Genomic DNA, 11,141 nt, shown 5'->3' on the forward strand with positions numbered 1-11,141 from the left:
CCACCGCAGTAGCCGCAGTAGCCGCTGCCACCGCCGCCCCCACCTCCGCCACCTCGCCCGGAGGACCGGCTGCCGCCGCTGGAGCGGCTGTGGTTGTAGCGCTGCTGGCAGGACATCGACCAGACCTCGGCGCACATCCCGTAGCTGCTCGTCGCGGCGCTGGAGTGGCTCGCGGCGGACGAGGAGGCGTGGCTGTGGGACGAGGAACTGGACGAACCCCAGGAGGACAGCGAGCTCAAGCCGTCGGAGATGCTCTGGGACAGGCTGGAGCAGTACGCGATGCAGGCGCCGATCAGGGCCGAGCCCAGGAGGTAGGCACCCTCGGCCTCACCGATGCACGCGTCCCAGAAGCAGTGCCCGCTGGGGTCGGTCCTGGTGAGTGGATCGTCGCCGGCGTACGCGTACGGGTTGGCGTCCGCGCTCTCCCCCACCGCCGAGTTCTGCACCGTGTCCGCGGAGTCGAAGCTCCCGGTCCCCGGCGTGTACCACCGCGCGTGCATGTTCACGTCGCCGGTCGCCGCGTCCGTGAACCCGCTCTGGTAGCCGACGCTTCCGGTGAGCGTGGAGGCGATGGCCGTGCCCCACGGGTCGTAGCTCGCGGAACCGGTCAACGCGGTGCCGGTCGCGGTGAACTGGCCGATGAGATCGCTGTGCAGGTCGGTCAGCGCGAGGGTGGCCCCGCTCGCCGAGGACTCACCGGTGAGGGCACCGGAGGGATCCCGGCTGTAGGCCGAGGTGCCGTCGGAGGCGACGTCGTTGCCGGCGCCTGAGTAGGAGAGGTGCGTCGAGCCGATCGTGACGGCGCGCCCCAGCGCGTCGTAGGAGGACGCCGTCGAACCGGCCGTGATCCGCTGACCGTAGGCGTCGAACGTGTACGTCGTCGCGTCCTTCGCGGCGAGCGTGCCCCGCGCCGTGTAGGTGTAGCTGTGCGTCCCGTCCGACACCAACTCGTCCCGCGCGTCGTACGTGTACGTCGTCGAGCCTGCCGTCAGCCGGTTGCCGTCGGCGTCGTAGGTGTATCCGGTGGTCGTGGCGCCGGAGGTCCAGGAGGTGAGGCGGTTCGCGTAGTCGTAGGCGTACGTGTTGGTGGACGCACCCTGCACCCCGGTCGTGGTCTTGCCGGTCAGGTTGCCGTTGTCGTCCCAGTCGTAGCCGACCGAGGCGACGGTCGTGCCGGAGGCGGTGGCCAGGGTGTCGGTCTTCTCGCGATGCTGGGAGTCGTAGCCGAAGGTGCGCACATCGCCCGAACCGCCGTATGTGACGGTCCTGGTCTGCGACAGGCTGTTGTAGCCGTACGTCAGTGTCGTGCCGGTCGCCGCGTCCGTGTCGGTGCTGAGCCGGCCGTCGCTGTCGTAGGTATAGGTGCTGGTGCCGGAGGCGTCGGTACGGGTGAGCGGGGACTCGTCGGCGCTGTAGGTGAAGGACGAACTGCCCGCCTGGCCCGACGTATTGAGGATGTCGCCGCGGGCGTTGGTGTCGTAGTACTCCCAGGTGTCGCCGACCGCGGAGGCGACCAGGTCGCCGTTGAGGGAGTACTGGAAGGTGCGGGTGGCGGTGGGCGCGTCGGCGCCCGTGGCGCTCTGTCCGGTGAGGTCGTCGAGGGCGTCGTAGGTGTTGGTCGTCGTGACGCCGCCGGGGTCGGTCTGCGTCACCAGGCGGCCGCGCTCGTCGTAGGTGTAGCCGGTGGTCCGGTCGGCGTCGGAGGTGTGGCCGGCGACGGCAGGGACCTCCTTGCTCGCGGGCAGACCGAGCGCGTTGTAGGTGTAGTACATGGTGGCGCCGTTGCCGTCGGTGTACGAGGTCCGGTGCCCGGCCGCGTCGTAGCCGAACTTCGTGGTGATGGAGGCGGTGTCGCTGGCTGGCTCGGTCTGCTGGGTGAGGTCGCCGAGGGCGTCGTAGGCGTAATTCGTCGTGTGGTGACGGGCGTCGGTGGCGGTCTTGAGGAGTCCGTCGTCCGTGTACGTCGCCGAGGTGGACGACAGCACGGTGCCGGCGGAATCGAGGTTCGCGGTGGCGGTCCGGCGGCCGGCCGCGTCGTAACCGGCCGTCTGCGCGGTCTGGTCCGGCAGCAGCGTCTTGGTGACGTCGCCGCGCAGGTCGTAGGTGTACGTGGTGGTGTCGCCGGTGGTGTCGGCCACCGTGTGGGTGCGGCCCAGAGCGTCGTAGGTGTACTTCGCGGTGACCCCGCTGACCGAGGCGGTCTGCGCGACCAGCCCGGCGCTGTTGTATGTGCTGTCGGTCTCCTGCTTCGTCTGGGCGCCGGCTGAGGTGTACACGTACGCCCAGGTGCCGCTCGAACGGCCGAGGTCGTCGTAGGTGTGGTGGGTGACGGCGCCGTACGGCGAGGTCTCGGTGAGGCGGTTGCCCGCGAGGTCGTAGGAGGAGGTGACGGTGCCGCGGGTGGCGTTGCCGGAGACGGAGATCGCCGGGTTGGTCTGCTTGACCAGGTCGCCCAACTGGTCGTAGGCGTAGTCGGTCTCGCCCTTGGCGTCGGTCTCGCTCAGGACATCGCCCTCGGCGTCGTAGGTCCAGGCGGTGGTGGCCGAAGTGCCGTTGTACGACGGCAGAGTTGTGCCGGTCTTCCGGCCGTCCCGGTCGTAGGCGGTGGCGGTGATGCGGCCGCCTGGGTCCTCGGCCTCGGTGCGGTCGCCGAAGGTGTCGTAGCCGTTGAGGGTGACCGGGTAGACCTGGGCCGTCGCGCCCGTGCCGGGTGTGGTCGCGGTGATCGCCGGACTCGTGGTCGACGTGAGGCGCCCTGCCTCGTCGTTGGCGTACGAAGTGACCTGGTTCTGGGGGTCGGTCGAGGTGACCTTCAGGCCGCGGTCGTCGTAGGTCGCCTTCGTGGTGAGGGTGAGGGAGTTGTCGACGTACTGGGCGGCGGAGAGCGGGTCGCCCGCCGCGTCGTAGGTGTACGTCCACTTCTGGGCGGGGTTCCCGGCCGCGTCGGTCTGCGCGGAGGTCAGGACGTGGGAGTCCGCGTCGAAGGTGTACGCGGTGCTCTGGGCGAGTGTGCCCGGGTCGGCCGTGGTGGCGGTGGTGCGGTCGGCGGCGTCCACGGTGTACGTGGTGGTGAGAGTGCCGTTGGCGGTGGTCCGCGCCGTGAGGTTGCCCGCGTCGTCGTAGGTGTCCTGCTCGTCGACGTAGGCGGTGCCGGAGGAGCCGGTGCGGGTCGACTGCTCGATCAGGCCGTTGTCGTAGTAGGCGTAGGTGGTGGTCACCCCGATCGCGTCGGTGACCGTGTGGAGCCGCCCGCCCTCGTCGTACGTCCGCGTCTCCAGCAGCTTGGCGGCCGGGTCGTCGGCGCTGTCGTCCGAGCCGGTGTAGTTGGTCAGTGTCGTGGTCAGCGGGCTGCCGTCGGCGTTGTACGTGTACGCGTACACCTGCCCGTCGGGGTCCGTCTCCCCCATCTTGTTGCCGTAACTGTCGTAGGTGTACGAGGTCGTGTACTGCCCGGGATCGGTGACGGTCTTCAGCTGTCCGAAGTCGTCGTACGTCCGGGACGTCGTACGGCTGGTGTCCCCGCCGGTGGTGTCGGAGACGGCCGTGCTGAGCGTGTTGCCGTCGGCGTCATAGGAGTTGGTGGTCAGGGCGGTGTGGACGACGGCCTGGTTCACTGCGTTCGTCGTGCGGGGGTCCAGCTCGGTGAGGGTCCTGCCGAGCGCGTCGTAGGTGTAGCGCGTGACCAGGCCCGCCGGGTAGGTGTCCGAGATCTCGGTCTTCGTCAGCACCCGGCCGAGGGAGTCGTAGGTGAAGCGGGTGATCAAACCGAGCGGTGAAGTCGCCTGTGCCAGATCGCCGTTCGCGTAGTAGAGGTACGACGTCACCGCGCCGCCGGGCGTGGTCGTGGACGCGAGCAGCCCGGCCGGGGCGACGGTGCCGGAGACGTAACCGGCCGTGCTGGACGTGGTGTACGTCTTCTTCGTCGCCAGGCCGGCGCTGTGGCCCGTGACCGCCGGGGTCGTCGATGTCAGCTGATTGCCGTTGGTGTCATAGGTGTTGACTGTCCGGTAGGTCGTGTCCGTGGAACTCGACGACCGTCCGTCCGACGAGGTGAGCAGTTGGTCGTTGCGCGGGTCCGTGTCGGAGTCGGCGTTCAGGTAGTAAGTGAAGTACGAGGTCGAGCACTTGGAGGCCGACTGGTCCTGGCAGGTGGTGCGGGAGACCACGTCTCCGCGGGAGTTGTGGCCGGTGGTGGTCACGTCCCCGTTGCCGTCGGTCGTGGTGTAGAGGAAGCCGGAGGTGTCGTAGCCGTAGGAGGTGGTGGCGCCCGTGCCGTCCGTGTCGGTCAGCATCCGGCCGCCGTCGGACAGGTCGTAGGTGCTGGTCAGGGTCTTCTGCCCGGGGTCCGTCACGTCCACGGACTCGGTTGCGATGGTGCCCGTGGACTGCTTGTACGCGTTCCACTGGCCTGCGACCTGGGCAGACGTCAGATTGTGGTCGTAGAAGGCGACTTCGGCGAGGGAGCCCTTGAAGTAGCTGACCTCGCCCGGGGAGTCGAGCCAGCTCTTGGCGAAGCCCGCGCCGATGTAGGTGTAGGCGTTGGACTGGTCGTTCGGGGTGCCGGAGAAGGTGTCCTGCTTGGTGCCGTCGAGGAACATCGCCTGGCTGTCGTCGTCGCAGCTGAGGACCGCGTAGTGCCAGGCGTTGTCGTTGACCTTCCCGGTGGAGCCGAAGTCGGAGCTGCCGGAGCCGCTCACGCTCCACCAGTGTCCGTGCAGCTTGCCGTCCGATCCGACGTACAGGACCGGTGTCCAGGTGCCGGAGGCCGCTGTGGTCCCGTCGATCGGCACCGACTGGTCGCCGATCAGCACACCGGAGGTGGAGGTCTTGAACCAGATGCCCACCGAGCGCTTGGTGCCGGAGTGCAGCAGTTCGGGCGGCACGGAGACGTAGGAGTCGGTGCCGTCGAAGGAGGCGGCGGTGCTCGCGGTGCTGTCCTTCGCGCCGAATGGCCCGCTGACGCCGAGGGTGACGTTGTTGTACGTGCCGTCGCCGCCGTTGACCTCGTCGGCCGCGTAGGTCGCGGAGCCACCGTCGTCGGCGTCGCCGAGCTGCCAGTACCCGGCCGGGTCGGCGCCGAGCACCGTGCCGCGGAAGACGGCGCTGGAGCCGGCCACCGTCGGCGTGCCGAGGTGCCAGGTGCCGCCGTGCTCGTCGGTGACGTCGGTCAGCCGGTCGGCCGCGGTGTCGTACGAGACCGCCGCGACGGTACGACCAGTCGGGCTCGCCGCCTTGGTCAGCAAGGCCGCGCTCGCGGTGCCGCTCGCGTACAGGTCGCCGACCTGGGAGGCGGTGATCGGGTGGCTGTAGAAGGAGACGTCGGCGAGGGAACCGGTGAAGTAGCTGACGTCGCCCGGGGAGTTGAGCCAGGAGGTGGCGAACCCGGCGCCGATGTAGGTGTAGACGTTGTCCTGGTCGTCCGGGGTGCCCGAGAAGGTGTCCTGCTTGACGCCGTCCAGGTACAGGGTCTGCGTGGCGCCGTCCGAGCTGAGCACCGCGTGGTGCCAGGCGTTGTCCGTGACGGTGCTCGTCGAGCCGAAGTCCGAGCTGCCGGAGCCGCTGACGCTCCACCAGTGGCCGCGCAGCTTGCCGTCCGAGCCCACGTACAGCACCGGCGTCCAGGTGCCGGAGGCCGCCGTGCCGCCGACCGCCTTGGACTGGTCGCCGATCAGCACGCCCTTCTTGGCCGTCCTGAACCACAGGGAGACCGCCCTCGTGGTGCTGGCGTGCAGCAGCCCGGCCGGGACCTTGACGTAGCCGGTGCCGGCGAAGGTGGTTGCGGAGGCCGAGGAGCCCGCGAGCGGACCGGCCGTGGAGCCGAGCGTGGCGTTCTTGTAACTGCCCGCGTCCGTCTGCTCGTTGGCCAGCACGGAGGAAGCCGCGGTGGTGGCGCCGGACGCCTCGTCGAGACGCCAGTAGCCGCTGGGATCGGCGTCCAGGGCGGCGGAGGGGTAGTTGGAGCCGTCGACGTAGGTATAGGCGTGGCAGGAGGTCGACGCGGTCGCCGGGCTCGTGGCGGAGGGCGGGCACACTGAAGTGAGCCGGTCGCCGGTGTAGCCGTAGCTCCACAGGGCCGCCGTGGAGGTGTCGCCGCTGGTGGCGGCGTCCGTGGTGACCGTCTGGACGTGGTAGTGGGCGGCGCTCGACGGCTTGGCCCAGGTGAAGAACAGGGTGCGTCCGGAGACGTCGTTCTTGACGGTGCTCAGCCGGTGCGAGGAGTCGTAGGTCAGCGACTCCGTCAGCCCGGCGTGCGTCTTGATCTGCGACAGCAGCCAGATGTTGGTGCCGCCCGAGGTGCCGAAGGTGTACGTCGTGCCCGAGGTCTCGGTCAGCGAGTACCCGGCGGACAGCGCCTTGAAGGTGCCGTAGGTGCCGATCGGCGGGGTGTAGCCGGAGGTCGACCAGCCCCAGCGCTGCCGCTTGCCGGCGTCGTCGGTGACGACCACGCTCTTGGAGCCGTCGTCGTCCATGACCGCGCGCATGTCCGCGAGCGCCGACCAGCCCGCGCCGAACGCCCCGGCGGTGCTGGTGTCCAGGGAGTTGTAGGAGCGGGTCACGTCCAGGGACGGGCCGACGGTGGAGACGGAGGCGTCGGTGGCGGCCGTGGTGAAGTTGCCCGCCTCCTCGTCGTAGCCATGCCCGCCGTTCTGCGCGAGACGGGAGGCGATGAGCGGCTGCGCCACCAGCGTGGACAGCGACTGCGTGGCGCTGGTCGTCGTGGACCAGCCGTCGTTCGCGGAGACCGTCCAGTAGTACGACTTCGACCAGTCCAAGTCCCCTGACGGCACCGTCCACTTGGTGGAGGTCTGCCAGCCGGAGGTGTCGATCTGCGTACCGGAGGAGGAGTAGACCGCGAAGTCGTACTTGAGCGGGGTGGTGGGCCAGGAGTCTGGGTCGACCGCCTTGACCTGGAGCTGCGGGCGCAGCGAGGGGGAGGTGAAGTTTGCCTTGGGATAGGTGTGTTCGATGTCCGGTGCGGAGTTCTTGCTGTACGTCACCGTGATGTAGGGCGAGTGGCTGTCGACCTGGTCCGAGTCGAACTTCTTCCACTGGTTCGAACTGGTCGCCGAGGAGAACACAGACAGGCCGTAGTTCTCCGTCTGGCCGAGGGCGATCTTTTGGAACCAGCTCGTGTCCAGGTCGGTGGTCTGCCACTGGCCGGTGCCGGTGGACACCGAGGTGTTGCCGCACACCGTGCCGGAGACGGTGCCCGACCAGGTGCCTATCGAGGAGGACGTGGCGGGCCGGTCCGACCAGGACTTCTGGCCGGTCACCCACCACTGCTCGGTGATCGGGTACACGTTGTACGACGTCGACGAACTGCATGTGTACGCCCACACGTTGAACAAATGAAGGTCGGCGTCGGTGATGTGGTAGCCGTCGGTGTCCGGCAGCCCGAGAAACTTCATGAACGCCTGCCCGATGTATGAGCCGCCGTCCGGGGTTCCCACGCGCAGGATCGTGTCGGACGAGTAGTCGGCGGTGTTCGGGTAGTAGACGTACGTCGTCAGGGTCTGCCCGGCGGTGGTCACCGTCATCGTCGGGTCCACGGTCACCGGGAAGGCGATGTCGGATCCGGCGAGCCAGGACGGGTCCAGGGTCATCTTCACGGCGGGGGTGCCGTCGACCTCGGTGACGCTGTACGTCATCGCCCAGTTGTCGTGGGACTCGCCGGTCGCGGGATCGACGTAGGAGTCGCGGGCGAAGGGCTGCGGGAGGGTGGCCATCACCGTGCCGTCGGCGTCGACGAGTTCCACCGTGCCGTCCGTGGCGGTGGTCAGGCTCAGCCCCTTCAGAGTCATCGGGAAGACCCAACTGGTCGGCGCGTCCGCCGAGTTCAGGACCAGGGACTCCTTGACCCCGTCGGCGGTGGGGTCGAGCACGAGGTCGGTGTCGGTCAGGACGCCGTCGTACGTGACGGTGGAGCCCGAGGCGGTGCCGGTGACGGCGTTCGCGCCGGCCAGCGACCAGGACACCGACTCACTGTCGGACAGGGTCAGGGTGGCGAGGTCGCCCTGGGCGGAGGCGCCGGAGGTGGTCGGGCTGGGGCTCGGAGTGTCGTCGGCGGCCGTGGTCTTCCAGGTGAAGGCGGCCGGTTCGACGGATCCGCCGGTCTTCTCCGTACCGGTGGAGGGCGCGAAGGACACTCCGAGGGAGTTGGCCCTCTCGTGCCAGCGACCGTCCGCGCGCTGGGTCACGTCCGTGTCGATGGACTGCCAAGTACCAGTCTTATCTTGGTAGTTGATTCGATTTTCGGACATCTTGCGGGTGAAAGACCCATCGGAGTTCTGGAAGTAGTCGAACTTCGCACCCGACTTGGCTGCCACCCGCTTGCTGGTCCTCGCGTCGAAGCCGACAGCGGCACGGGCGGAACGTTCCTTCGTCGTCTGGGCACCGGGCGCCCGCCATGCGTCGAGCTGCCCCTTGCCCTTGCCCGGCGCACGCCCGGCGGGGTGCCCCTCGGCGGACTTCGCCGTGCGTACGTCGGAGGCCGAGCCGGTCTTCGAGCCCGGGCCCGAGACGTCCTTGCCCGCCAGCCAGTCCCACAGGTGACCGAGCCCCGCGCCCATCGACACGGATGACTCCGTGGCCGCGTAGGCAGCCCCGCCCTCCTGCGCCCAGAAGCCCAGCAGCAACGACATCACGACGATCCACGCTCGCCAGCGCGCCACCGGACGCATCCGTCCCCCACTTTTCGATCACACGTTCTTACAGCTGCAATTTGTAAGAGCCGAGTGAAGGCGACATCAAGATCCTTTAAGGAGTGAAGGGAGAACACACACCGGAACAAAGGGAAACGCACAGCTTGCGACCTGCCGTCCACCTCAGGTCGACCTACGGTTCACCTGAGACGTCGCCCCATTTGGCCTCAAGAAGAGCCAGAAGTCAGTCGTCCCAGGCGATGGGTATCCGGTGCAATGACCGGCAGTTGGCAGACCTACGCGATGTTTCCGCAGCACCTGTTCACCCCGTCTGGCCCACGCATTCGTCTGGAACCGCCGCCATTGAGCACGATGAGGGGTTGCAGGCCGTGGCGGACGACGAGGTCTTCGCCTAATTCCCGCACGACCGCTTCCGCCGACATGCAAGCCATAAGCCAGGGATCGGTGCGGCGCTGAGTCATGGGGCGGCGCCGCTGCCCTTCACGGTAGTTGTCGGGTGGGAGGTGCCGGGACCACGTCGCACTGGTGTACGGATAAAGTGGGCCGCCAGATGGAGATCGGATCCACCGACAGATCCGCGAGATCGAGAAAAACTCGTGCCGTGCCCCGGGACCGGTGTCGATCAGCCCTCCATCAGATCCGCGGCACCCATCGCCCGGCTTCCGGCTCTGGTGTTCGGCGGTCGGCCATGAAGGTGCCTTCGATTGTGGGCCTGACTGTGCCTCATGTTGCCGGCGAGGGGCAGGTAGCGCCCGAGCCGCTGCACGAGGGGCGTGCGTGGCAACAAGAATGATCAACGGGCGTTTCCTGCCGCCGAGACAAGAACCGTCACGGGCGGGCGGAGGTCCTCAAAGCAGTGGACAGGTCGAGTCCGGACGGGCCGTTCGCCGCAGTCAAGTATCTCGCCGAGGTGCTCAACGAATTGGACCTCGCGCCGGAAATCCAGGCGGTCCTGGCCCGCTGCAACGACTTCGACCCGCCTCCCGGCTACCTGCCCAGCCGAAGGGCCACCGCCCGGCTGCCGCCATCCCGACCTTCCTTCCACGCGTCGACTGCTGGAGGAGATCACATGCGGAAGATGCAAGACGGCCTGTCACCCGAGGACGACTTCCCCGCACTCACGGACGTCCCGCCCCGTCATTGATCACATCATGTGACCGATAAGCGGTTGCCTCGAGACGCCGAAATCACAGTCAGGGCGAGTCGCACGACGACTGTCCGTGGGGAGAATGAGCGCCGCTGGGGAGCGCGTGGGGAGAATCGACTGCACAACCGGGCACGAGCTGTAAGGCGCAGAAAGACGTGTGCGCGCAGGTCAGAGCCAGCGACTTTCGCATCATCGCAGGTCAGCGGCACCGACTAGACAACTTCAAGAAGATCTCCTCGTGGGCGGATCCTGTTCGCCCCGACGCTCGTCGGCACGATCTACGGCATGAACTTCGAGCACATGCCGGAACTGAGCTGGAGCTTCGGATACCCCTTCGCCATCGGCCTGATGGGGGTGGTGTGCGTGAGCCTCTACGTCATCTTCAAGCGAGGCGACTGGCTCTGAGCGCCCGGTCATACGCGCTCCAATGGGGTGGCAGGTTCCGGTCAAGGCATCCTCAAGTGCCGGACTCCTTCCGGCACCGGTGGTCGGGTTCTGGACAACGGCTGTACAACCACCTTTTCCGGAGGATCCGGTGTCAGCACCCACCCGTAAGAGACGATGGCTCGCGATCTGCGCCATCACCGCATCCGCCGCACTCGTCGCGACACCCGCGGGCGCCGCGTCCGGCAGGAGCACCGCCCCCTTCGGGGCCCGCACCCTCGACCGGCTCGCCGCCCAGCGTGAGGACTCCGTCGGCACGTTGAGTCCCCAGGTGGCCGAGGACGACGACGACGGCAACGAGGCCGACGAGATAGCCGAGGGGGCGGACCAGTACGCCGAGGCCCGCACCTCGCCCGGCGTCGTCACCCCCGGCGCGTACGGCGCCGCCTGGAGCAGTCTGGCCAACCTTCCGAACACCGGCGGCACTTGGCACAACATCACCGACCTGCCGTACAACTCCGACGACCCCCGCTACCGCGACATCGACTCCAACTCCAGCGGCGGCTCCGGCAATGTCACCGGCCGGATGGCCGCGATCGCCGCCGACGACGACGGATACGTGTACGCGGGCAGCGCGGGTGGCGGTGTCTGGCGGTCCGGGCGCGGCGGCGGGCACTGGCAGCCGATCAGCGACGGGCTGCCGTCCCAGTCCACCGGTGCGCTCGCGCTCGACGGCGCCGGGCGGCTGTGGCTGGGCACCGGCGAGGCGACCACCAACGCGGACGCCTACCTCGGCAGCGGCGTCTACGTCCTGTCCGATCCGCACCACGGCACCTTCTCCACCCGCAGCCGGGTCGGCGGCGACCAACTGGAGTCCACCTCCATCCATGAGCTGCGCTTCGGCGGCGGCAAGGTGTGGGCGGCGACCACCGAGGGCGTGTGGAGCC

General features: G+C 68.4%; 2 protein-coding genes and 1 pseudogene. 2 read left to right on the forward strand and 1 reads right to left on the reverse strand.

The window, feature by feature from the left end; genetic code table 11:
• Window positions 1–8,672, reverse strand: an 8,672-nt coding sequence (locus ACFULQ_RS43040) for a LamG-like jellyroll fold domain-containing protein (protein WP_383555520.1), incomplete at its 3' end; no start/stop codon positions are given.
• A 1,353-nt stretch (window positions 8,673–10,025) separates the two neighbouring features.
• Between ACFULQ_RS43040 and ACFULQ_RS43045 the strand changes: the two are divergent.
• Both ACFULQ_RS43045 and ACFULQ_RS43050 read left to right on the forward strand, forming a co-directional pair.
• A pseudogene (locus ACFULQ_RS43045) lies at window positions 10,026–10,215 on the forward strand (CorA family divalent cation transporter); the annotation flags it as partial.
• Between the two features lie 130 nt (window positions 10,216–10,345).
• Window positions 10,346–11,141, forward strand: a 796-nt coding sequence (locus ACFULQ_RS43050) for a two-component regulator propeller domain-containing protein (RefSeq protein WP_383555523.1), incomplete at its 3' end; no start/stop codon positions are given.

It is taken from the genome of Streptomyces sp. NPDC057253 (assembly GCF_042669125.1).
In the GTDB taxonomy this organism is placed as follows: domain Bacteria; phylum Actinomycetota; class Actinomycetes; order Streptomycetales; family Streptomycetaceae; genus Streptomyces.